The organism is Rhizobium sp. NZLR10 (genome assembly GCF_019685125.1).
In the GTDB taxonomy this organism is placed as follows: Bacteria; Pseudomonadota; Alphaproteobacteria; order Rhizobiales; family Rhizobiaceae; genus Rhizobium.
On sequence record NZ_JABDWE010000015.1, the window covers coordinates 134663 to 155900 of the forward strand.

A 21238-nucleotide genomic window follows, 5' to 3' on the forward strand; every position below is an offset into this window, starting at 1 on the left:
GGACGGCCCGTCTTGGCCCATTCGATATAGGCGGTTCCGACGGAGGTCAAAGATTATCGTGAATTTTGCGAGCTATAACATACAGTACGGCTTTGGTCTCGACGGCAGGTACGATCTCACGCGCATTGCCCGGAGCCTTGAGGGCGCCGATGTCATTGCGCTGCAGGAGGTGACCCGCGGCTTCTCGCGCAACGGTTTTGCCGACACGGTGGCCGACATTGCAGCCGTGTTTCCCGACCATTTCTGGGTGTATGGACCGGCCTGCGACATGTTTGTCGAGGTTGATGAAGGCAGGCGCCAGCGGGTGCCGGGCACGCGCTTCCAGTTCGGCAACATGGTTTTGTCGCGCTGGCCGATCCTTTCGACCCGAACGCTGCTTCTGCCGCGCAGCCGGACGGTCGGCAAGATCAACCTGCAGCGCGGCGCAACCGAGGCGGTGATCGCGGCACCCGGCGGGGCGATCCGCGTCTATTCCGTCCATCTCGACCACGTCTCTCCAGACGAGCGCATCGCCCAACTGCAATTCCTGAACGCCCGTATCAACGCTTTCGTTCAGGAGGGTGGATCGCTGACCGGGGGCGGCGAATTCGATCTGCCGGAGCCGCCGCTGCCGGAGGATTACGTCATCATGGGCGATTTCAACATGGAGCCGGAATCGCCGGAATATTGCGCCTTTGCCGGCGCCGTCGGCGGATATTACGGCCGTATCGCCAGGATCGGCACGCCGGTCGACGCCTTTGCGGCGCTCAAGGCCTACCGCCCGGAGAGCTACAGCTGGATGAATCCCGAGGATCACGGCGAACGCATGCATCTCGATTATTGCTTCGTCAGTTGCGGCCTCGAGGGCCGGTTGAAATCCGCCCGGATCGATACGCAATCCGTTGGCTCCGATCATTTCCCGCTATGGGTCGAGATCGGCAATTGACGGAGACGCCGCCGCGGGGCGGCGACATCTCCTTTTTGATTAAGCCACCTTGCGCGGCTGCAGCATGCCCGGCTGCAGCACGGTTTCGATGTGCGAGACCATGGTGTTGCGGGCGAAACAATAGATTTCGCCGCAACCCGTCATGCGGAAACCGAGCTTCTCCTGCAAGCGCAGCGAAGCCGGGTTGTCGGAGAAGACGCCTGAATGGATCGGCGTCTCCGGCATGCGGCGCGAAAAGCGCTCGATGATCGCCGCCACCGCCTCGCTCATATAACCGCGCCGCCAGTAGTAGCGGTTCAGCCAGTAACCGAGGTGCCAGCGGCCATGCCGCAGCTCGATGGCGACGTTACCGATATGGACATCGTCCTTGCCGGTGATCGCCAGCGGCCAGTCCGGCAGGGCGCCTGATGTGACCGGGACCAGCCAATCCAGCGCATCCTGCCGGTCGAACGGCGCGGGTACGCGGGACAGCATGCGCGTGACGGCGAAATCGGACAGCGATTCCGCAATCGATGGCGCATCGCTCAGCCTGTGAGGGCGGAGCGTCAGCCGGGCGGTCGAGATGACAGGCGCGGGGCCTGGCATCATCGGCTTGGTCTCCGGCCTTTGCAGCGCGGTCGTGCTCATGCGATGTTCCCCCAGCTTCTGAGGGACATCCAGGTCTTGCGGTCGAGCCTGTACCATTCCACAGGCACGTTGCTGCCGAGCGCCAGCGAGGCGGCGAGCCCCGAACCCTGGAACTGGAAGCCGCACTTCTGAATGACGCGGCGCGAGGCGACGTTCATCACCCGGCAACGGGCGTCGATCTGATCGACGTCCTGACGGGTCCTGAACACCATATCGACCAGGGCATGGCAGGCCTCGGTCGTATAACCCTTGTTCCAATAGGGCTCGCCCAGCCAGAAACCAATCTCGACGGTTCTGCCGTCGGCATGCGGCTCGACGCCGCAGCAGCCGACGAAGGCGCCGTTTTCGGCTTTGGTGATCGCATAGACGCACTTGCCAATTTCGCCATTTTTCGTGCGACGCACGAAGTCAGCAGCATCATCGGCGGTATAGGGGTGCGGCATACGCGATACCATGGTGGCGACTTTGGCGTTGTTGGCGAGATGGGCAAGGGCGTCGATGTCTTCTTCGTGGGGCGCGCGCATGACGAGCCTTTCCGATAACAAGACAGGGCAATCGGTCCTTAACCGTTCCGGCCTCAGCCGTTCTTCGGAAGACACCTGGTCTTCCCGGGGCGACCGTGATTGGTCTACCCTTAACAATTCGCCTTGCATGGTTCAGTCCTCCTGTTTGGACAAAGAAAAAGGGGAGATGGCGCCCCATCTCCCCTGTTTTCTAGACTGAACCTGATACGGACAGCCGGGTCGATGAGACGCCGGCTGTTTTTGAGCGCTACCGGCTTATTCCGCTGCTTCCGCTTTCGGCATGACAGACACGTAGACGCGACCGTTGGCCTTGGTTCGGTAGTTCACATTGCCGGCGGTAAGCGCAAAAATCGTGTGATCCTTGCCGAGGCCGACGTTGGAACCCGGATGCCACTCAGTACCGCGCTGACGCACGATGATATTGCCTGCGATGACGGCTTCGCCGCCGAACTTCTTCACGCCAAGGCGCTTGGACTGAGAATCGCGACCGTTGCGCGATGAACCGCCAGCTTTTTTGTGTGCCATTGGAGTTCTCCTTTAAACCCTGTCCCGTTGATCTTACTTGGCAGCCACGATGTCCGTGATACGGACGACCGTGTGATGCTGACGATGGCCGCGCGAACGCTTCGAATTCTGACGACGGCGCTTCTTGAAGGCGATGACCTTCTTGCCGCGGTTCTGTTCGACGACTTCTGCCTTGACAGAGGCGCCGGTTACGAAGGGCGCACCGATCGCAGCGTCGGCGCCTTCGCCGATCACGAGCACTTCGGTGAATTCAATGGAATCGCCAGCGGTGGCTTCCAGCTTTTCGATGGTCAGCACGTCGTTGGCTGCCACACGGTACTGTTTACCGCCGGTCTTGATGACTGCGAACATTTTTTATCCTTTCATGTTCGTTCCAGCTCTCCCCGCTGCTTCAGCAGGGTGGCCGTCTTTTTATCAGTCGAAGTTAAGCAGGGATTTCAGAGGCTAATCCTCGAATTCGTCCTGCCGGTGAAGCCCCGCGCGAGCGCGGGACGGCCGAGGCACGGATTACTCCGAACCTAGTGCGCAGCCGAGATACGCGAGTGACAAAAAGGTGTCAAGGCAAAAGGATGGAATGCTTCGACTTTTCGGCTTGCCAACCTGTCATAGGCCCGTTATGAGAACGCCCGCGCCGAACAAGCGCCGACCAGACCGCGGAGAGGTGGCAGAGTGGTCGAATGCACCGCACTCGAAATGCGGCATACCTGCAAGGGTATCGTGGGTTCAAATCCCACCCTCTCCGCCATAAGCTCCCGGGCGTCAACGCCAGCAATTTTTGAACGTCGGCATAGCTGGTGTCACTGGCCCAGCACCTTCTTCACCCAGGCTCCAACCTCATCGCCGCTGCTCATATCTGCCTGCACCAGCCCGTCGATCGTGAAGGTCGGCGAGACGTGGATGCCGTTTTGCCGGGCGTATTTGCAGTGCCATTTGATCTCCCGGTCGAGATTCGGGATTGCGAAGGCGTCCTTCAGCTTGATGCCGCTGTAGCCTTCCAGGCGCTCGATGATCTGGTTCGGTGTCACGTCCATGTTCGCGCCGCCGGCATGACGCTCGAATTCGAATTCCTCGCGATGCGCGGCGATGGCGGCCATCACCTTCCTGGCGGTGTCTTTGCCGCCTTCCAGCGTCGAGGCGGCGATGATGCAGCGGACGAGGACGCCGGAATACATGTGCCACGGCTGCGACTGCAGGCGGATCTTGACGGTGATCTTGTCTTCGCCAGCCTGGCTGAGCAGCGCATCGAGCTTGTTGAAGGCTCTGACCGAATAGGGGCAGGTCGGCTCCAGGAAGATTTCGAAGATACGCGGTCCGGTTCCCCAGGTGAGCGGGTCGGCCTGCCATTGGGCGCCTGTCATGGAATTCCTCTCCGAAAGATAAGCTATCCCGAGCGACTTAGGTCAGCAGGCTCCAGAAGCCATGCTTCTTGCCGTGCCGACGCTTCAGGTCTGTGACATAGGCGTCATGGGATTTGGCGTTGCCGAAGTCGTCGATATGAGGGGCAAAGGATGCGCAGTCGGCAAGATGCCTCGCCGCGTATTTATAGCGGCTGGACCGGCCGCTATCGAGAGTGAAATCGATCATGGAGCGCAAGACGAAGGTTGCTGCGAGCGGATGTTTCTCCGCCAGAACCTCGGCAGCCGGCGGCATCAGCTCATAGAGATCGCCGTCCAGTTCCGCCTTCCGCCTGATCACCAGTTTCGCTGCCTCGGCAGGTGCCGGCCAATTCAGGAAAAACGCCAGTGCCCGGTGAATATCCGGGAAAGCCTGGGCATGGACGAATGCCTTCTCTTCGGCTTCGAGATCGTCGAAATCCGGCAGTCGCTTGAGGAAGGCCTTGAGATGCTGGTGATGCAGCGATTGCTCGAAACACGTCCATCGATAGGCCTGCGCCTCGTCCGCGCGCCCCAGGGCCTCAAGCGTCGCGATGTGAGCCAGCTGCCATTCGAGCGGGATATCGGCCAAGCTTCTCGTATCGACCTCACCCAACACCGCAAGCGCTTCTTTCGCCCGCCCGGCGGTGAGCAGACGATCGGCGATTTCGGCCGCTACAATCGGCGTGCTGCGTGTTTCCGCGGGTTGCTGAGCGATGTAGGCATCGACATCCCCCTGGGCATCGGCAATCTCCTGCAGGGCAATGCGCACCGTCAATTCCCGGCTCGTGGCGTAGATCTCATCCTCGTAAACCGAGCCTGCGCTGCCCCAGCCGATGACCTCGCGCTTGTCCTTCGCCGGTTTGTCTTCCGGTTCCTTGGCCCATTGGACAAGAAGATCTTTCAAGCGATCGAGGCCATCATGACCGAGGGCTGGCGTCATCGCTGCAATCAGGTTTTCGTACAGACCGTAGCCATCGTCCTGCACGGCTCTGAACACCTTGTCGGCCAGGACGTCGATCTCGATCTTTGCGGATGCCGCGATGGCGCCGGCATCCTCGCAAGCCTGCCGAAAGCTTTGGATGAGCGACTCGCTGCCGGCGTTGGATCTCTCGAAAATCGAATCCGCCAGGGCGAGGAACTGCCAGATCAGCTCGAAGGCCTCCTCGGGATTATCGGCGGCAACGCTCTCCGTGATCGTCTTGCGCTGGGTTTCCAGGTCGCTCTTCAGCGCCTTCACTTTGTGCCAGTTGATGAAGGTGCGAGCCCGGGCAATGCTGGCAAGCCGCTTTCGCACCTCCCGTGCGATCTCGACGCTGCCGTGATTGCCGGCAAGCTCCATTCGAAGCCGTCGCTTGTGGGCGGCGCTGCCCGTACTGATTTCGATCAGCAGTTCGGCAAGGCGCTGCGCGCCGAGAGGTTCGAGATTCTTCGCATTGAGTGTTGTCTTGGCTGCCATCGGTCATCGCTGTCGTTTCTGCGATGACCCTATCCCGGAGGCGATGCGAGGCCAAGGTCTGGAAGTGTGTGCAAGGGGATAATCCCTTGGTACCTAGGTATTATCTAAAAACTAACGCTGCCTCGTAACGACTCCTAAAGCCGGTTTTGGCACCTTGTTGGCTGTCGAATATTGCTTCCAAATTTTCCGCTGGGGTTAATCATGAGTCATAATAGAGACGCCTGGGTCAGCCAGCGCGCTTATTCATTGTGGGAAGCAGAAGGCAGGCCGGATGGGCGTGGGGAAAGTCATTGGGCGCAGGCGCTGAGGGAGTTCGAGCAGCTGGAGCTGACGAAGGCCTCGCCGGATGGAAACGATCTCATCGAGAAGCTGAAGGCAGCTGGGCGGCTGATGCGGATCTTTGACGAGGCGGATCCCGCCGTCGACAACGATCGGCAGCTGAAAGCGGTCCGTTAGGCCGTATTACAATTTCCCGGGTTGCCGAAATATTCAGCGGCATTCCAGGCGGACGATCGGTCAGACGTCTTGCCACTTCAATGAAGCCGGCATCGAGGAATACCGAAAGCGTTGCCGAGATCGGCCACCCTCAAGGCGTGGACTTGGTTGACATCGCCCGTCACCATCCGTGACGCGCGACCCTTCCCAAATCTACTGGCGGGCGGCCCAGCCGAGGCCGCGGCGCAGGATGAGGGGCATATAGGGATGGTCGAATTCGGCGGCGACATGGCCGAGAGCGGAATAGAAGATGCGGCCGGCGCCGAAATGGCGCTTGAAGACGACGGGCATCACGACATTGCGGGCTGCCGGATCGTATGCGCCGGTGAAGGTGGTGGTCGCCAGGATTTCGACTGTCGGATCATAGTGCAGATAATATTGCTCCGAACGGTAGTCGAAATCGGGAATGCCCTCCATGACCGGATCGTCCTGGCGGGTGACCGCAACGCGGAAGTCGATGATATTGCCGGGATGGGCGACCCAAGTGACGCCGGAGACATAGCGGAAAGGGGCGCTTTCCTTGAAGGATGTGGCGAGCGCGCCGTGATGGCCGGCAAGCCCGAGCCCGCCGCGCACCGCCTCGACCAAGGCGCTCGCATGGGTTTTTTCGAGCGTTTCGCCGGTGATGATCGGCACCAACAGATCGAGCTTCGCCAGCGTCGGAGACCCGAATATGCCGAGATCGCCGGTGACCTCGATCGCAAAATCGTCCTCGCGCAGCAGGTCGGCGACGATATGAGCGCATTGCTCCGGCTCATGGCCCTGCCAGCCGCCCCAAACGACCAATGCCTTCCTCATTCGCGCTCTCCCTGGCTGATGGCCGCGGACGTTGATCATCACATGGCGGTGCAAGCCCCTTAGATCGGGCACTTATGCAAATCACGCGAATAATTCTGAATGCCGCCGGTCTGGCGCAAATCGCACGGGTCGCGCCGGCTTCGGCATTTGACGTATTGTTCGTTCACGCTTATCGCAATTCCTTCTTTTTATTGACGTCTATCTCGTCTAGGCTTCTTTCGTCTTTTTCTAATAATAAGGGTGGTGCATGGCAGGGGAAACGGTTCTTGTCGTCGGCGGCGCCGGCTATATCGGCTCGCATACGTGCCTCGATCTGGCGAACAAGGGCTATAAGCCTGTCGTCTTCGATAATTTTTCGAACGGCCACCGCGAGTTCGTCAAATGGGGGCCGGCCGAGGAAGGCGATATTCGCGATCGCGCCCGGCTGGATGAGGTGCTGGCCAAGCACAAGCCGGCGGCGATCCTGCATTTTGCGGCGCTGATCGAGGTCGGCGAATCGGTGAAAGATCCGGTCTCCTTCTACGAAAACAATGTGGTCGGCACTTTGACGCTGTTGTCGGCGGCGCAGGCGGCCGGCATCAACGCCTTCGTCTTCTCCTCCACCTGCGCGACCTACGGTCTGCCACAGAGCGTGCCGCTCGACGAAACCCACCGGCAGGTGCCGATCAATCCCTACGGGCGGACGAAATATATCGTCGAGCAGGCGCTTGCCGACTACGATCAATACAGAAGCCTGCGCTCGGTGGTGCTGCGCTATTTCAATGCGGCCGGTGCCGATTTCGAAGGCCGGATCGGCGAGTGGCACCAGCCGGAGACGCATGCGATACCGCTGGCGATCGACGCGGCACTTGGCCGCCGCCAGGGCTTCAAGGTGTTCGGCAGCGATTACGAGACCCGCGACGGCACCTGCGTGCGCGACTATATCCACGTGCTGGATCTTGCCGATGCGCATGTGCGCGCCGTCGAATATTTGCTGAAGGGCGGCCAATCCGTTGCGCTCAACCTCGGCACCGGCACCGGAACGACGGTCAGGGAATTGCTCGGCGCGATCGAGGACGTGTCGAACAGGCCTTTCCCTGTCGAGTATATCGGCCGGCGCGAAGGCGATTCGCATACGCTGGTCGCCAACAACGACAAGGCGCGCGACGTGCTCGGCTGGGTGCCGCAGTATGATCTCAGTCAGATCATCCGCTCCGCCTGGAACTGGCATGCAAAAACCAACCAGCATTGAGCCCAGAATTGAGAAGGTTCGCCGGCCGAACATCCTGCTGATCACCGCGGACCAGTGGCGCGGCGATTGCCTGTCGGCCGTCGGTCACCCTTGCGTGAAAACGCCCAATGTCGATGCGCTGGCACGCGAAGGCACGCTCTTCCGGCGGCACTATGCCGGGGCAGCGCCCTGCTCGCCGGCCCGGGCCACGCTCTATACCGGCCTCTACCAGATGAACCATCGGGTCTGCCGCAATGGTTCGCCGCTCGATGCCCGCTTCGACAATCTGGCGCTGGCCGCCCGGCGGGCGGGATACGACCCGACGCTGTTCGGCTATACGGACACGGCGCCCGATCCGCGCGGGATGGATGCAAGCGATCCGCATCTGACGAGTTATGAAGGCGTGCTGCCGGGCTTTACCTCACGCCAGCTGCTGCCGGAGCATGAAAGGCAGTGGCTCTCCTGGCTGAGGTCGCGTGGGCATGCGAATGCCGTCAGCCGCGACATCCACATTCCCGTCGGCGCGCGGGCCGGCGACATTTCCGACGCGGCGCCGGCCTATTCCAGCGACGAGACCCAGACGGCCTTCCTGGCCGGCGAGTTTGTTCGCTGGCTCGGCGAACAGGATCGGCCGTGGTTCGCGCATGTCTCGTTCTTGCGGCCGCATCCGCCCTTTTCCGTGCCGGAGCCGTTCAACCGGATGTTCAAGCCGGGCGAGGGGCCGGCCTTTGCGCGTGCGGAAAACCGCGAGGCGGAACAGGACGCTCATCCCTATCTCGCTTATGCCATGCGGAGTTCTGACAAAGGCAATTTTATCCGCGGAGCAACGGGGCTGCTCAGCGGCTGGAGCGGCGAGGATTTCGCCGCGATCCGGGCGATCTATTACGGCATGATAGCTGAGGTCGATGCGCAGCTCGGCCGGATCTGGCAGGCGCTGAAGGATGCGGGCGCCTGGGACGATACGCTTATCGTCTTCACCTCCGACCATGCCGAGATGGCGGGTGATCACTGGACGCTCGGGAAGGGCGGCTTTTTCGACGGCAGCTACCAAATTCCGCTTGTGATTCGCGATCCCGCAAGCGGTGCCGCGGGCCGGGTCGCCGACGAATTCACCAGTGCCGCGGATATTTTTCCGACCCTTTGCCAAAAGCTCGGCATCGACGCGAAGAACGGCCTCGACGGCCGGTCGCTGATGCCGTTTGTCGACGGCGGGAGCGGGTCGGGCTGGCGGGACGCGGCATTCTGGGAATTCGATTTCCGCGATATCGCCGCGGGCGAGGCGGAGCGGCATTTCGGGCTGAAATCCAATCAATGCAATCTCGCAGTAATCCGCGATGCGCGGTTCAAATATGTGCATTTTGCCGGCTTGCCGCCGCTGCTCTTCAATCTCAGCGACGATCCGATGGAGCTCGACAATGTCGCGGCGGATCCGGCCTATGCGGCGATCCGGCTCGAGTATGCCGAAAGGCTGCTGTCGCTCCGGGCGCGGCATCTCGATCAGACGCTCGCCTATACCGAGCTGACGGAAAAAGGGCCGGTGACGCGCCGGCCCTGATAGAGCTTTGTCTTCATGCCATTCCGGACGCAAACCGTGCGTGGAACCGCTTGTTGTTTAGCCGAGATAATCGCGCTTGCCGATCGGCGCACCCTGGTTGCGCAGGATGGCGTGGGCGGTGGTGACGTGGAAATAGAAGTTCGGCAGGGCGAAGGCGGTGACATATTCGTTACCCGGGAGCACGATGCCGCTCTTGCCCGGCAGGGTGATCTCACGGCTTTCGGTGCCCTCCAGCGCCTCCTGGGAGAAGCTGGCGAGATAGGCGTCGGTCTTTGCCAGGCGCTCGCGCAGCTCGTCGAACGTCTTTTCGTTGTCCTCGAACTTCGGAGCGTCGGTCGCGGTCAGGCGGGCGAGGGTGAATTTGGCGCTGTCGCTGGCGCGCTGATACTGGCCGGAAAGCGGCAGCATGTCGGGCGCGAGGCGCGCGGCGACCAAGATGGCGGGATCGATATTCTTTTCCTTGGCATAGGCTTCGGCCTTGTCGAGATAGGTTTTCAGGCTGGCGAGGCCGCGCTGAAACATCGGAACGGTGAGGCGATAGATCGAAATGGACATTGGTCCTGTCTCCAAAATCTTTAAATGACCGGCCGCGTCGAGGATATCGAAGACGCCTGCGGCCGCGGTCTTGTCTTCGAGCCTTCCATAGATGGAGGCGGCGTTGGTCTTTCACAACAGAGGCAATGCGGGCGCTGATGGTGACGTCCGCGGCATTGCGCCTTCATCTATATCTCGTCGCCGCGAAAGAGGCTTGACGTCGTTCCCAGAAAATGGAATGAATATTCCGAAGAGCAAATTTTACGGTTTGTTTGTTCCGTTTTACACGGGACACCGCGGGAGAGGCGGCGAGAAAATTGCGGCTCCAGGGCAATGCCCGGAGCTCCGGCGTGAGGAGGGTGCAGCCGGGCACCGCTTTGTGGAGGAAGTGAAAATGAAAAAGTTTATCCTGGGCACTGCGATGGCGCTCGTCATGTCGACGGCCGCTCACGCAGAAACCGTCGGCGTTTCGATGGCGAAATTCGACGACAACTTTCTGACCGTTCTGCGCAACGGCATGACCGATTATGCAAAGACGCTGAGCGGTGTGACGCTGCAGGTCGAAGACGCGCAGAACGACGTTTCCAAGCAGCAGAGCCAGATCCAGAATTTCATCGCCTCCAAGGTCGATGCAATCATCGTCAACCCTGTCGATACCGATGCGACCACGGCGATGTCGAAGCTCGCCGCCGATGCCGGCATCCCGCTGGTTTACGTCAACCGCCAGCCGGTCAATGTCGATACGCTGCCGGAAAAGCAGGCCTTCGTCGCCTCGAACGAGCAGGAATCCGGCACGCTGGAAACCAAGGAAGTCTGCCGTATCCTCGGCGGCAAGGGCAAGGCCATCGTCATGATGGGCGAGCTTTCCAACCAGGCTGCGCGCATGCGCACCCAGGACGTCCATGACGTCATCAAGACCGATGAATGCAAGGGTCTGGTGATCGTCGAAGAGCAGACCGCGAACTGGGATCGCACCCAGGGCGCCGACCTGATGGCCAACTGGCTCTCCAGCGGCATCGAATTCGACGCCGTCATCTCCAACAACGATGAAATGGCGATCGGCGCCATCCAGGCGCTGAAGGCGGCCGGCAAGGACATGACCAAGGTCGTCGTCGGCGGCGTTGACGCCACGCAGGACGCGCTTGCCGCCATGCAGGCAGGTGATCTCGACGTCACCGTGTTCCAGGATGCCGCCGGCCAGGGCAAGGGCTCGCTCGACGCGGCGCTGAAGCTCGCCAAGGGCGAAAAGATCGACAAGAAGGTCTATATTCCCTTCCAGCTCGTCACCCCTGCCAACGTCAAGGACTTCGTCACCAAGAACTGAGACGAGTGCCAACAGGATGCGGGCAAAGCCCGCATCCTTTCCGCCTGTCCGTATCCGGAGGAGATGATATGGCCGTCAGCCCGACAACCATGGCCGCCGTGCGTGCGAGCGGTGCAGTTCCCAATGCGGAATATCTCTTGAGCGCCGAGGGCGTTCGCAAGGAATTTCCCGGTGTCGTTGCACTCGATGACGTGCAGTTCCGGCTGAAGCGCGCCTCGGTGCATGCGCTGATGGGCGAAAACGGCGCCGGCAAATCGACGCTGATGAAGATCCTCGCCGGCATCTACATCCCCGACAAGGGCGATATTCGCCTGAAAGGGATCGAGATCCAGCTGAAATCTCCGCTCGACGCGCTGGAGAACGGCATTGCCATGATCCATCAGGAACTGAACCTGATGCCGTTCATGACGGTCGCAGAAAATATCTGGATCCGCCGCGAACCGAAGAACCGCTTCGGCTTCATCGATCACGGCGTGATGCATCGCATGACCGAAGAGCTGTTTACCCGGCTCAATATCGCGATCGATCCCGATATCGAGGTCCGGCACCTCTCGGTCGCCAACCGGCAGATGGTCGAGATCGCCAAGGCGGTTTCCTATAATTCCGACGTGCTGATCATGGACGAGCCGACCTCGGCGCTGACCGAGCGCGAGGTCGAGCATCTTTTCCGCATCATCCGCGACCTCAGGGCCCAGGGCATCGGCATCGTCTACATCACCCACAAGATGAACGAGCTTTTCGAGATCGCCGACGAGTTCTCCGTTTTCCGTGACGGCCGATATATCGGCACGCATGCCTCGACCGATGTTACCCGCGACGACATCATCCGCATGATGGTCGGGCGCGAGATCACCCAGATGTTTCCCAAGGAAGAGGTGCCGATCGGCGAGGTCATGCTCTCCGTCAAGGATCTCTGTCTCAAGGGGGTGTTTCGCGACGTCTCCTTCGATGTGAGAGCCGGCGAAATACTCGGTGTGGCCGGCCTTGTCGGCTCCGGGCGGTCGAATGTCGCCGAAACGCTGTTCGGGGTGACGCCGGCAAGCTCCGGCTCGATCGAACTCTACGGCAAGCCGGTGACGATTTCTTCGCCGACCGAGGCCATCCGCCACCAGATGGCGTTCCTCACCGAAGACCGCAAGGACACCGGCTGTCTGCTGATCCTCGATATTCTCGAGAACATGCAGATCGCCGTGCTCCAGGACAGATACGTCAAGGGCGGCTTCGTGCAGCAGGGCGCGCTCGAGGCGACCTGCGAAGACATGGCAAAAAAACTCCGGGTGAAAACGCCTAACCTTTACGAGCGGGTGGAAAATCTTTCGGGCGGCAATCAGCAGAAGGTGCTGATCGGGCGCTGGCTGCTGACCAATCCGCGGATCCTCATTCTCGACGAGCCGACGCGTGGCATCGATGTCGGCGCCAAGGCGGAAATCCACCGGCTGGTCACCGAGATGGCGCGAAACGGCGTCGCAGTCATCATGATTTCGTCCGAGATGCCTGAGGTTCTCGGGATGAGCGACCGCATTATGGTCATGCATGAGGGGCGCGTGACCGGGTTCCTCAATCGCGATGAAGCAACGCAGATCAAGGTGATGGAGCTGGCCGCGCAGTGATGCGTGGCCTGCGATCGCCCAAGGGAGGTTTGACATGACTACCAAGGCAGCAGAGGGAGCGGCTCCGCTCGCAACCCGGCAAAGGCGGCGGCGTTTACCGACCGAGCTGAGCATTTTCCTGGTGCTCGTCGGCATCGCGCTCATCTATGAAGCGCTCGGCTGGATGTTCATCGGCCAAAGCTTCCTGATGAATTCGCAGCGCCTGACGATCATGATCCTGCAGGTCTCCGTCATCGGCATCATCGCCGTCGGCGTCACGCAGGTCATCATCACCGGCGGCATCGATCTTTCCTCGGGCTCGGTCGTCGGCATGACGGCGATGATCGCGACAAGTTTCGCCCAGTCGTCGACCTGGGGGCGGGCCGTCTTCCCCTCGCTGACTGACTTGCCGGCTGTCGTGCCCATCCTCGTCGGCCTGCTGATCGGGGCGGCGGCGGGTCTGGCGAACGGCGCGCTTATCGCCTACACGAAAATCCCGCCGTTCATCGCAACGCTCGGCATGTTCGTTTCGGCCCGCGGTGTCGCGAAGTGGTATACGAAGGGACAGCCGGTTTCCGGGATCACCGAGCAGTTTCACTTCATCGGAACCAAAGCCTGGCCGGTCGTCGTCTTCCTGGTCGTTGCGCTGATCTTTCACATCGCGCTGCGCTACACCCGCTATGGAAAGTTCACCTATGCCATCGGCGCCAACCCGCAGGCGGCGCGCGTTTCCGGCATCAATATCGAGGCGCATCTCGTCAAGGTCTATGTGATTGCCGGATTGCTTGCCGGCCTTGCCGGTATCGTCACGGCGGCACGCGCGGAAACCGCACAGGCAAGCATGGGCGTCGGCTATGAACTCGATGCGATCGCCGCGACCGTCATCGGCGGCACCTCGCTCACCGGCGGCGTCGGGCGCATCACCGGCACGGTCATCGGCACCATCATCCTCGGCGTCATGACCTCCGGCTTCACCTTCCTCAGGATCGACGCCTATTACCAGGAGATCGTCAAGGGTCTGATCATCGTCGCGGCTGTGGTCATCGACGTCTACAGACAGAAGAAGCGCCGCAAGCACTGATCTCAGATGATGCGATCCGATGGTTTTTGCGGGGGCTTCGGCCCCCGTTCCGTTTTTGGCGCGTGAAGACGGAATTTATAAAAAAGAGGTGGCGAATTCCGTCAGCTTTTCTATTCTGGTCTTCATTCTCGCCCGATCGGGCAGCGCAGGAAGATAGATGCAATTCGTATTTGACGGTCACAACGACGTTCTCCTTCGACTTTGGACACATTCAAAAGACGGTAGCGACCCGATTGCGGAATTCGCAGACGGCACGACCGTCGGCCATATCGATGCGCACCGGGCCAAAAAGGGCGGACTTTCGGGCGGTCTCTGCGCCATCTATATTCCCTCGGGCGATCTCGTCTTCGCCGATCCTGATGCCGATGGCCGTTACATCACGCCGATGGCGGCCCCTCTTGATCCGCTGCCTTCCCTTGCCATTGCCAATGAAATGGCGGCGATCGCGCTGCGGCTCGACCAGGCGGGTGCTTGGCGGCTCTGCCGGACGGTGAAGGATATCCGCGGCGCCATGGTCGACGATATTTTCGCCGCCGTCCTACACATGGAAGGCTGCGAGGCGATCGGCGCCGATCTTTCGGCGCTTGAAGTGTTTTATGCGGCGGGGCTGCGGTCGCTCGGGCCAGTCTGGAGCCGGCACAATGTCTTCGGCTACGGCGTGCCCTTCGCCTTTCCGATGTCGCCGGACACGGCACCCGGCCTGACCGACGCCGGTTTCGCTTTGGTGAGGGAATGCAATCGCCTCGGTATCCTGATTGATCTTGCCCATATCACCGAGAAGGGGTTCTGGGACATAGCGAAGACGACGGACCAGCCGCTGGTCGCCAGCCATTCCAACGCCCATGCGCTGACGCCGGTCGCGCGCAATCTGACGGACAGGCAGCTCGATGCAATCCGCGAAAGCCGCGGGCTCGTCGGCATCAACTATGCCACCGCCATGCTGCGTCCCGATGGGCGTTCGGACGGCGATACGCCGCTTGCCGACATGATCCGCCACATCGACTATCTGGTGAACCGCATCGGCATCGACTGCGTGGGCCTCGGATCGGACTTCGACGGCGCCACTATTCCTGAGGAAATCGGCGATGCAGCGGGCAATCAGAAGCTGATTGCCGCTCTCAGGGAGGTTGGTTATGCTGAGGCTGACCTGACCAAACTCGCCCGTGAAAACTGGCTTCGCATTCTGGCAAAGGCTTGGCGGGAAGACCGTGCCTAAGCCTTTCGTATCCAATCAAAAAACAAGGGGAACGGACCATGATGATCACCAAGCTCAGCCGCAATTTCCGACTGCTTTCCGCGGGAGCGGCACTTTCGCTGCTGATGATGGCAGCACCCGCCGCCTTCGCCGAGACGCCCAAGGATACGCTGGTCGAGGGTTTCGCCATCGATGACATCATCACGATGGATCCGGGCGAGGCGTTCGAGCTCTCGACCGCCGAAGTTACCACCAACAGCTACAGCCTGCTCGTCCGTCTCGACATGGACGATACATCCAAGGTGAAGGGCGATCTGGCCGACAGCTGGAGTGTTTCCGATGACGGTCTGACCTATACGTTCAAGCTGAAATCGGGCCTGAAATTCGCCTCCGGCAACCCGATCACCGCCGGAGACGTCGCCTGGTCGTTCGAGCGCGCCGTCAAGCTCGACAAAAGCCCAGCCTTCATCCTCACCCAATTCGGCCTGACCGGCGACAACGTTACGGAAAAAGCCAAAGCGGCCGATGCCGGCACCTTCGTGTTCACCGTCGACAAGGCCTATGCGCCGAGCTTCGTGCTCAACTGCCTGACGGCAACGGTCGCTTCCGTCGTCGACAAGAAGCTGGTGATGGAGCATGTGAAGGCGGTGACGCCCGATGCCGAGCACAAATACGACAGCGATTTCGGCAATGAGTGGCTGAAGACCGGCTATGCCGGCTCCGGCGCCTATAAGCTGCGCGAATGGCGCGCCAATGAAGTGGTCGTTCTGGAACGCAACGACAATTATTACGGCGACAAGGCAAAGCTCAACCGCGTCATCTACCGCTACATGAAGGAAAGTGCTGCGCAGCGGCTGGCGCTCGAAGCCGGCGACATCGATATCGCCCGCAACCTCGAGCCTGGCGACATCGACGCCGTTTCGAAGAATGCCGACCTCGCAACGACGAGTGCGCCGAAGGGCACGATCTATTATGTCAGCCTGAACAACAAGAACGAGAATCTGAAGAAGCCGGAAGTCCAGGAAGCCTTCAAGTATCTGGTCGACTATGATGCGATCGGCGCAACTTTGATCAAGGGAATCGGCGAAATCCATCAGACCTTCCTGCCGAAGGGCCAGCTCGGCGCGCTCGACGAAAATCCCTACAAGCTCGATGTCGCCAAGGCCAAGGAACTGCTCGCCAAGGCCGGCGTACCGGACGGTTTCTCGATCACCATGGACGTGCGCAACACTCAGCCGGTGACCGGTATCGCCGAATCCATGCAGCAGACGCTGGCGCAGGCCGGCGTGAAGATGGAAATCATTCCGGGCGACGGCAAGCAGACGCTGACCAAATACCGCGCCCGCACTCACGACATGTATATCGGCCAATGGGGGTCGGACTATTTCGACCCGAATTCCAATGCCGATACCTTTACCGGCAATCCCGACAATTCCGATGCCGGCACGGTGAAGACGCTCGCATGGCGCAATACCTGGGAAGCGCCGGAACTCGACAAGCAAGCCAAGGCAGCGCTTCTGGAACGCGACGCTGTAAAGCGCGCCGCCATATATCAGGATATCCAGAAGAAATATCTTGAAAACAGCCCCTTCGTCTTCATCTTCCAGCAGACCGAGGTGGCCGGCTACCGCAAAAGCGTGAAGGACTTCAAGCTGGGTCCGAGCTTCGACACCAATTTCGTCGGTCCGATCGCCAAGGAATAGTCCGGCAGGATTGGCCGCTTGAGCACCGTCGAAACGACACAGGCGGCGCGGCCCCGAAAGGGCCGTGCCGGCGCCTTCGCAAAGGCGCTGGGGCGGTTCCTGTTTGCCGCCGTCACCACCTATTTCGGCCTTCTGGCCGTCACCTTCTTCATCGGCCGCGTTGTGCCGATCGATCCCGTGCTCGCCATTCTCGGCGATCGCGCCCCCACCCATGTCGTCGAGCGCGTGCGCGAGGAGATGGGCTTCAACCTGCCGCTCTATCAGCAGTTCTTCATCTATATCAAAGGCATACTGTCCGGCGATTTCGGTAATTCGGTGCTGACGACCAATCCGGTCATGGTCGATATCCGCCGTGTCCTGCCGGCAACCATCGAACTCGCGACACTCGGAACGCTCATCGGTGCTTTCGTCGGCGTGCCGCTCGGCGTTCTCGCCGCCGTGCGTCGCGGCAGCATCGCCGACCAGGTCGTGCGCGTCGTCGGCCTGATCGGTTATTCGGTGCCGATCTTCTGGCTGGCGCTAATTTCGCTCGTCATCTTCTATGCGCAGCTGCGCTGGGTGGCGTTTCCCGGCCGCATCGACATCGTCTTCGAATACACGTTCACGCCGATCACCGGCTTGTATCTGCTGGACAGTGCCTGGCAGGGACAATGGGATGTGTTTTACGATGTCTTCCGCCACATCATCCTGCCTGCATCGCTGCTCGGCTATTTCTCGCTCGCCTATATCAGCCGTATGACGCGCAGCTTCATGCTGAACGAGCTTTCCCAGGAATATATTGTTGCCGCGCGCGCCAAGGGGCTTTCGGAAACGCGGGTGATCTGGGGCCATGCGCTGCGTAATGCCGCCGTGCCGCTGGTCACCGTCATCGCGCTTTCCTATGCCGGCCTGCTTGAAGGATCGGTGCTGACCGAGACCGTCTTTTCCTGGCCGGGCATCGGGCTCTACATCACCAATTCGCTGCAGAACGCTGACATGAATGCCGTGCTCGGCGGGACGATCGTTATCGGCACGGTCTTCATCGGCATCAACCTTCTGTCCGATCTTCTCTACCGGACACTCGACCCGAGGACGCGAAACCGATGACGGTTCCCGCCAGCCCATCCCAGCCGATGAGCCGCCGCGAATGGCTGCTTTCCGACCGGCCGCAATCGCGCATGCAGGCACGGCTCGGTCGCGCCTACGTCACCTGGCGGCAGTTCACGGCCAACAGGCTCGCCGTCGTCGGCCTGCTGATCATCATCGCGCTGCTTTTCATCGCCGCTTTTGCAGATTTGCTCGCCACGCACAATCCCGTCGTTGGCGATCTGCGCAACGCCCGTCTGCTGCCGCCCGGAACGGGGGAATTCCTGCTCGGCACTGATGATCAGGGCCGCGACATCTATTCGCGGCTGATTTATGGATCGCGATTGACGCTGTTCGTCATCGTGCTCGTCGCGGTCATCTCGGCGCCGATCGGTCTGATCGTCGGCACGGTATCGGGTTATGCCGGAGGCTGGGTCGATGCGACGCTGATGCGCATCACCGATATTTTCCTTGCCTTCCCGAAGCTGGTGCTGGCGCTCGCCTTCGTTGCCGCGCTCGGTCCCGGCATTCAGAACGCGATCATCGCCATCGCCATCACATCCTGGCCGCCCTATGCCCGCATCGCCCGCGCCGAGACGCTGACGGTCCGGCGGTCCGATTATATCTCGGCGGTGAAGCTGATGGGCGCCTCGCCGTTCCGCATCATCCTGCGCCATGTCATGCCGCTCTGCATTTCCTCGCTGATCGTGCGCGTGACGCTCGACATGGCGGGCATCATCCTGACCGCCGCCGGTCTCGGTTTTCTCGGCCTCGGGGCGCAGCCGCCGCTGCCGGAATGGGGGGCGATGATTGCCTCGGGACGGCGCTTCATCCTCGATCAATGGTGGGTCGCGGCGATGCCCGGCATCGCCATCCTCATCGTCAGCCTCGGCTTCAATCTGCTTGGCGACGGCCTGCGCGACGCGCTCGATCCGAAGGAAAGCGGCCAATGACGACACTTCTGACGGTTGATAAGCTCAAGGTCAGCTACCCCACGCGCACCGGCGTGATCGAGGCCGTGCGCGGCGTCTCCTTCACGCTCGGCAAGGAAAGACTCGGCATCGTCGGCGAATCCGGTTCCGGCAAATCGCAGACCGGCAGGGCGATCATGGGGCTGACGCCGAAACATGCTATCGTCACGGCCGACCGGCTGGATTTCAACGGCATCGACCTGATCGAGGCTTCCGCCGGCGAAAGACGCAGGCTGCGCGGCAAGCGCATCGCCATGATCCTGCAGGATCCGAAATATTCGCTCGATCCGGTCATGACCATCGGGCGGCAGATCTGCGAAACGCTGCGTACCCATGAGAGGGTCGGCAAGGCGGAGGCGCGCGAGCGCGCGCTCGCCATGCTGGAAGCGGTGCAGATCCGCGATCCGAAACGTGTCTTCGACCTGCATCCGCACGAGGTTTCGGGCGGCATGGGGCAGCGGGCGATGATCGCCATGATGCTGATTGCCGGGCCTGAATTGCTGATTGCCGATGAGCCGACCTCGGCGCTCGACGTGACGGTGCAGCTCGACGTGCTGAGAATCATGGACAGGCTGGTGGCGGAGCGCGGCATGGGGCTGATCTTCGTTTCCCACGATCTGAGGTTGGTCTCGTCCTTCTGCGACCGGGTCATCGTCATGTATGCCGGAAAGATCGTCGAGGAGCTCGCGGCCGCCGATCTCAAACATGCGCAGCATCCCTATACGAAGGGATTGCTGAATTGTATGCCCGAGATCGGCCAGAGCCGTCATCCGCTGCCGGTGCTCGATCGCAGGCCGGAGTGGGCGGCATGAGCGCCGCTCTTGAGGCCGAAAATCTCAGCGTCGTCTACGATCAATTCCACGCGCTGAAGGATGTCAGCGTCACGGTCGAGCGCGGCGAATCCTTCGGTCTCGTCGGCGAGTCCGGCTCGGGAAAATCGACTTTGCTGAGGGCCGTGGCCGGGCTGGCGCCGATCAGCGGCGGGGCGATCAACATCGACGGCGAAGCGTTGAAGGGCTCGAAACGCAGTAAAATCTTCTACCGCCGCGTGCAAATGGTCTTCCAGGACCCGTATGGTTCGCTACATCCGCGCCAGACGATCGACCGGCTCCTGCTCGAGCCGCTGGCGATTCACGGCATCGACGACGGCGAGGCGCGTATCGCCCGCGCGCTCGACGAGGTCGGCCTTGGCAACGGCTTCCGTTTCCGCTACCCGCACCAGCTCTCCGGCGGCCAGCGGCAGCGTGTGGCGATTGCTCGGGCATTGATCGTCGAACCGTCGATCCTGCTGCTCGACGAGCCGACCTCGGCGCTCGACGCCTCGGTGCAGGCCGAGGTGCTGAATCTCTTGGAGCAGATCCGACGCGACCGCAAGTTGACATTCGTGATGGTGAGCCACGATCTCGGCGTCATCACCCATATGTGCGAAAGGTTGGCCGTGATGCGCAACGGCGCTGTCGTCGAACGGTTGAGTTCGGAAGAACTGGCAAGCGGCGCGGTTCGGGAGGACTACACGAAAAATTTGATGATCGCCAGCAAGGGGTTTGTCAAAGCCTGAAAGACAATCTTTTCAACCCGTTGAAAAGAAGGGGTCAGGGTCGGCGTTAAGGATAAGACTTCCCTAAAAGACGACCATTCAACTAGACTATTGACAGCTGCCCTGCTTCTGTCATGATCCTGTTAACGATTGTTAGCTTTCGTGATCGATGGAGGTTGAGGCATGTTCTTTCTCGGCGGGATGACCATGGGCTACCTAGATCCTCCGGTCAAAGCCGATCGCAGGGAACAGATTTCGGTATCTCTTCCCGCGGAAAAGGACCGCCGGCTGATCGACACGTCTTCCAATTCGCCGCAAAGCGAGAACGCCGTCGAGCGCTCGTTGATCTGGGCATGGCGCGTACTCTGCTAAAATGGCGGGCTGCTAAAAGGACTGGTTGAATTTTCTCCTCCGTTCGCTCTGGACGGAATTTTATCTCTACCTACTTGATAGAGAAAATACGAATATCAACGCGAGCCGCACAACCGGCCGCACGAAAACAACGGAGGCGACATATGGCAGATCTGGGTATTTCGCATGCTCACGTGAACCAGTATGGTTCCATCCCGGCCAAGAAGGTGCTCACCACGCGCCATAGGCTTCAGACGCTGCTTCATGGAGCGATCTTCACCGCGGCATTCCTGTTCGTCGTCGCCATGGTTTGCGGGGTCGTCGGGTAATCGGCAAATGGCAGGCGCCGGTGATGCCGGCAGCTGCGGGCGGTTTTCGCCCTTATTGAATTCCGGAA

23 protein-coding genes and 1 tRNA gene are annotated in these 21238 nt (G+C 60.8%); 16 read left to right on the forward strand and 8 right to left on the reverse strand.

What is annotated here, in order from left to right:
• The first annotated feature begins 58 nt into the window (after nucleotides 1–58).
• Nucleotides 59–925 carry an endonuclease/exonuclease/phosphatase family protein gene (locus HJB82_RS21990; protein WP_221141404.1) on the forward strand — a complete coding sequence of 289 codons (867 nt, stop codon included), beginning with the start codon at nucleotides 59–61 and terminating at the stop codon, nucleotides 923–925.
• 39 nt (nucleotides 926–964) lie between these two features.
• Here HJB82_RS21990 and HJB82_RS21995 read toward each other — a convergent pair whose 3' ends face one another.
• From HJB82_RS21995 to rplU, 4 genes are all read right to left on the reverse strand, one after another.
• Entirely contained in the window at nucleotides 965–1552 is a 588-nt protein-coding gene (locus tag HJB82_RS21995) for a GNAT family N-acetyltransferase (RefSeq protein ID WP_207582262.1), read from the reverse strand.
• Nucleotides 1549–2205, reverse strand: a complete 657-nt coding sequence (locus HJB82_RS22000) for a GNAT family N-acetyltransferase (RefSeq protein ID WP_221141406.1) — start codon at nucleotides 2203–2205, stop codon at nucleotides 1549–1551. The genes HJB82_RS21995 and HJB82_RS22000 overlap by 4 nt, the downstream gene beginning before the upstream one ends.
• Nucleotides 2206–2331: 126 nt before the next feature.
• The gene (gene rpmA, locus HJB82_RS22005) at nucleotides 2332–2601 is read right to left on the reverse strand and encodes a 50S ribosomal protein L27 (protein WP_003543909.1); all 270 of its coding nucleotides are present in this window, start codon (nucleotides 2599–2601) and stop codon (nucleotides 2332–2334) included.
• Between the two features lie 33 nt (nucleotides 2602–2634).
• Nucleotides 2635–2952 carry a 50S ribosomal protein L21 gene (gene rplU / locus HJB82_RS22010; protein ID WP_003543907.1) on the reverse strand — a complete coding sequence of 106 codons (318 nt, stop codon included), beginning with the start codon at nucleotides 2950–2952 and terminating at the stop codon, nucleotides 2635–2637.
• A 304-nt stretch (nucleotides 2953–3256) separates the two neighbouring features.
• Here rplU and HJB82_RS22015 point away from each other — a divergent pair.
• Nucleotides 3257–3346 (forward strand) — tRNA-Ser (locus HJB82_RS22015).
• Between the two features lie 52 nt (nucleotides 3347–3398).
• Here the strand turns inward: HJB82_RS22015 and HJB82_RS22020 are convergent.
• Nucleotides 3399–3959: a thioredoxin domain-containing protein gene (locus HJB82_RS22020; protein ID WP_221115410.1), complete on the reverse strand. Its 561-nt coding sequence runs from the start codon at nucleotides 3957–3959 to the stop codon at nucleotides 3399–3401.
• A gap of 37 nt (nucleotides 3960–3996) precedes the next feature.
• On the reverse strand, nucleotides 3997–5433 hold the full coding sequence (locus HJB82_RS22025; RefSeq protein ID WP_207582261.1) for a DUF6880 family protein: 1437 nt from the start codon (nucleotides 5431–5433) through the stop codon (nucleotides 3997–3999).
• 201 nt (nucleotides 5434–5634) lie between these two features.
• Between HJB82_RS22025 and HJB82_RS22030 the strand changes: the two genes are divergently transcribed.
• Nucleotides 5635–5889: a DUF2934 domain-containing protein gene (locus HJB82_RS22030; RefSeq protein WP_207582260.1), complete on the forward strand. Its 255-nt coding sequence runs from the start codon at nucleotides 5635–5637 to the stop codon at nucleotides 5887–5889.
• A gap of 192 nt (nucleotides 5890–6081) precedes the next feature.
• On the opposite strand, the gene HJB82_RS22035 is transcribed toward HJB82_RS22030, so the two are convergent.
• The gene (locus HJB82_RS22035) at nucleotides 6082–6726 is read right to left on the reverse strand and encodes a ThuA domain-containing protein (protein ID WP_207582259.1); all 645 of its coding nucleotides are present in this window, start codon (nucleotides 6724–6726) and stop codon (nucleotides 6082–6084) included.
• A gap of 247 nt (nucleotides 6727–6973) precedes the next feature.
• Here HJB82_RS22035 and galE point away from each other — a divergent pair, with 247 nt between their 5' ends.
• Together galE and HJB82_RS22045 are read left to right on the forward strand one after the other, a co-directional pair.
• The gene (gene galE, locus HJB82_RS22040) at nucleotides 6974–7957 is read left to right on the forward strand and encodes a UDP-glucose 4-epimerase GalE (protein WP_207582258.1); all 984 of its coding nucleotides are present in this window, start codon (nucleotides 6974–6976) and stop codon (nucleotides 7955–7957) included.
• Nucleotides 7935–9491: an alkaline phosphatase family protein gene (locus HJB82_RS22045; protein ID WP_221141408.1), complete on the forward strand. Its 1557-nt coding sequence runs from the start codon at nucleotides 7935–7937 to the stop codon at nucleotides 9489–9491. The genes galE and HJB82_RS22045 overlap by 23 nt, the downstream gene beginning before the upstream one ends.
• 57 nt (nucleotides 9492–9548) lie before the next feature.
• Here the strand turns inward: HJB82_RS22045 and HJB82_RS22050 are convergent, their stop codons facing one another.
• Complete coding sequence (locus tag HJB82_RS22050) at nucleotides 9549–10046, reverse strand: DUF1993 family protein (RefSeq protein WP_221141409.1); 498 nt, start codon at nucleotides 10044–10046, stop codon at nucleotides 9549–9551.
• A 373-nt stretch (nucleotides 10047–10419) separates the two neighbouring features.
• Here HJB82_RS22050 and HJB82_RS22055 point away from each other — a divergent pair, with 373 nt between their 5' ends.
• The 11 genes from HJB82_RS22055 to HJB82_RS22105 all read left to right on the forward strand — a co-directional run bounded on the left by HJB82_RS22055 (nucleotide 10420) and on the right by HJB82_RS22105 (nucleotide 21170).
• The gene (locus HJB82_RS22055) at nucleotides 10420–11349 is read left to right on the forward strand and encodes a sugar ABC transporter substrate-binding protein (RefSeq protein WP_221131615.1); all 930 of its coding nucleotides are present in this window, start codon (nucleotides 10420–10422) and stop codon (nucleotides 11347–11349) included.
• 68 nt (nucleotides 11350–11417) lie between these two features.
• On the forward strand, nucleotides 11418–12959 hold the full coding sequence (locus HJB82_RS22060; protein WP_221115414.1) for a sugar ABC transporter ATP-binding protein: 1542 nt from the start codon (nucleotides 11418–11420) through the stop codon (nucleotides 12957–12959).
• A 34-nt stretch (nucleotides 12960–12993) separates the two neighbouring features.
• The gene (locus HJB82_RS22065) at nucleotides 12994–14019 is read left to right on the forward strand and encodes an ABC transporter permease (RefSeq protein WP_221115416.1); all 1026 of its coding nucleotides are present in this window, start codon (nucleotides 12994–12996) and stop codon (nucleotides 14017–14019) included.
• Between the two features lie 157 nt (nucleotides 14020–14176).
• Complete coding sequence (locus tag HJB82_RS22070; RefSeq protein ID WP_207582252.1) at nucleotides 14177–15235, forward strand: dipeptidase; 1059 nt, start codon at nucleotides 14177–14179, stop codon at nucleotides 15233–15235.
• A gap of 38 nt (nucleotides 15236–15273) precedes the next feature.
• Nucleotides 15274–16917: an ABC transporter substrate-binding protein gene (locus HJB82_RS22075; protein WP_221141410.1), complete on the forward strand. Its 1644-nt coding sequence runs from the start codon at nucleotides 15274–15276 to the stop codon at nucleotides 16915–16917.
• 18 nt (nucleotides 16918–16935) lie between these two features.
• The gene (locus HJB82_RS22080; RefSeq protein ID WP_207582250.1) at nucleotides 16936–18003 is read left to right on the forward strand and encodes an ABC transporter permease; all 1068 of its coding nucleotides are present in this window, start codon (nucleotides 16936–16938) and stop codon (nucleotides 18001–18003) included.
• On the forward strand, nucleotides 18000–18935 hold the full coding sequence (locus tag HJB82_RS22085; protein ID WP_207582249.1) for an ABC transporter permease: 936 nt from the start codon (nucleotides 18000–18002) through the stop codon (nucleotides 18933–18935). Before HJB82_RS22080 ends, HJB82_RS22085 begins: the two co-directional genes overlap by 4 nt.
• Nucleotides 18932–19765, forward strand: a complete 834-nt coding sequence (locus tag HJB82_RS22090; protein ID WP_207582248.1) for an ABC transporter ATP-binding protein — start codon at nucleotides 18932–18934, stop codon at nucleotides 19763–19765. The genes HJB82_RS22085 and HJB82_RS22090 overlap by 4 nt, the downstream gene beginning before the upstream one ends.
• Nucleotides 19762–20511, forward strand: a complete 750-nt coding sequence (locus HJB82_RS22095) for an ABC transporter ATP-binding protein (RefSeq protein WP_207582247.1) — start codon at nucleotides 19762–19764, stop codon at nucleotides 20509–20511. The genes HJB82_RS22090 and HJB82_RS22095 overlap by 4 nt, the downstream gene beginning before the upstream one ends.
• 162 nt (nucleotides 20512–20673) lie before the next feature.
• A complete protein-coding gene (locus HJB82_RS22100; RefSeq protein ID WP_207582246.1) occupies nucleotides 20674–20862 on the forward strand; it encodes a hypothetical protein in 189 nt (62 codons plus the stop codon).
• A gap of 143 nt (nucleotides 20863–21005) precedes the next feature.
• The gene (locus HJB82_RS22105; RefSeq protein WP_007632282.1) at nucleotides 21006–21170 is read left to right on the forward strand and encodes a hypothetical protein; all 165 of its coding nucleotides are present in this window, start codon (nucleotides 21006–21008) and stop codon (nucleotides 21168–21170) included.
• The last annotated feature ends 68 nt before the right edge of the window (nucleotides 21171–21238 follow it).

Bases quoted from the DNA above. Each gene is read 5' to 3' on its own strand.
- HJB82_RS22095 (WP_207582247.1), top strand. From the start codon at position 19,762: ATGAGCGCCGCTCTTGAGGCCGAAAATCTCAGCGTCGTCTACGATCAA.
- HJB82_RS22060 (WP_221115414.1), top strand. From the start codon at position 11,418: ATGGCCGTCAGCCCGACAACCATGGCCGCCGTGCGTGCGAGCGGTGCA.
- HJB82_RS22090 (WP_207582248.1), top strand. From the start codon at position 18,932: ATGACGACACTTCTGACGGTTGATAAGCTCAAGGTCAGCTACCCCACG.
- HJB82_RS22070 (WP_207582252.1), top strand. From the start codon at position 14,177: ATGCAATTCGTATTTGACGGTCACAACGACGTTCTCCTTCGACTTTGG.
- rplU (WP_003543907.1), bottom strand. From the start codon at position 2,952: ATGTTCGCAGTCATCAAGACCGGCGGTAAACAGTACCGTGTGGCAGCC.
- HJB82_RS22050 (WP_221141409.1), bottom strand. From the start codon at position 10,046: ATGTCCATTTCGATCTATCGCCTCACCGTTCCGATGTTTCAGCGCGGC.
- HJB82_RS22100 (WP_207582246.1), top strand. From the start codon at position 20,674: ATGTTCTTTCTCGGCGGGATGACCATGGGCTACCTAGATCCTCCGGTC.
- HJB82_RS22105 (WP_007632282.1), top strand. From the start codon at position 21,006: ATGGCAGATCTGGGTATTTCGCATGCTCACGTGAACCAGTATGGTTCC.
- HJB82_RS22045 (WP_221141408.1), top strand. From the start codon at position 7,935: ATGCAAAAACCAACCAGCATTGAGCCCAGAATTGAGAAGGTTCGCCGG.
- rpmA (WP_003543909.1), bottom strand. From the start codon at position 2,601: ATGGCACACAAAAAAGCTGGCGGTTCATCGCGCAACGGTCGCGATTCT.
- HJB82_RS22020 (WP_221115410.1), bottom strand. From the start codon at position 3,959: ATGACAGGCGCCCAATGGCAGGCCGACCCGCTCACCTGGGGAACCGGA.
- HJB82_RS22025 (WP_207582261.1), bottom strand. From the start codon at position 5,433: ATGGCAGCCAAGACAACACTCAATGCGAAGAATCTCGAACCTCTCGGC.
- HJB82_RS22075 (WP_221141410.1), top strand. From the start codon at position 15,274: ATGATGATCACCAAGCTCAGCCGCAATTTCCGACTGCTTTCCGCGGGA.
- HJB82_RS22085 (WP_207582249.1), top strand. From the start codon at position 18,000: ATGACGGTTCCCGCCAGCCCATCCCAGCCGATGAGCCGCCGCGAATGG.
- HJB82_RS22055 (WP_221131615.1), top strand. From the start codon at position 10,420: ATGAAAAAGTTTATCCTGGGCACTGCGATGGCGCTCGTCATGTCGACG.
- HJB82_RS22000 (WP_221141406.1), bottom strand. From the start codon at position 2,205: ATGCAAGGCGAATTGTTAAGGGTAGACCAATCACGGTCGCCCCGGGAA.
- HJB82_RS22065 (WP_221115416.1), top strand. From the start codon at position 12,994: ATGACTACCAAGGCAGCAGAGGGAGCGGCTCCGCTCGCAACCCGGCAA.
- HJB82_RS22035 (WP_207582259.1), bottom strand. From the start codon at position 6,726: ATGAGGAAGGCATTGGTCGTTTGGGGCGGCTGGCAGGGCCATGAGCCG.
- HJB82_RS22030 (WP_207582260.1), top strand. From the start codon at position 5,635: ATGAGTCATAATAGAGACGCCTGGGTCAGCCAGCGCGCTTATTCATTG.
- HJB82_RS21995 (WP_207582262.1), bottom strand. From the start codon at position 1,552: ATGAGCACGACCGCGCTGCAAAGGCCGGAGACCAAGCCGATGATGCCA.
- galE (WP_207582258.1), top strand. From the start codon at position 6,974: ATGGCAGGGGAAACGGTTCTTGTCGTCGGCGGCGCCGGCTATATCGGC.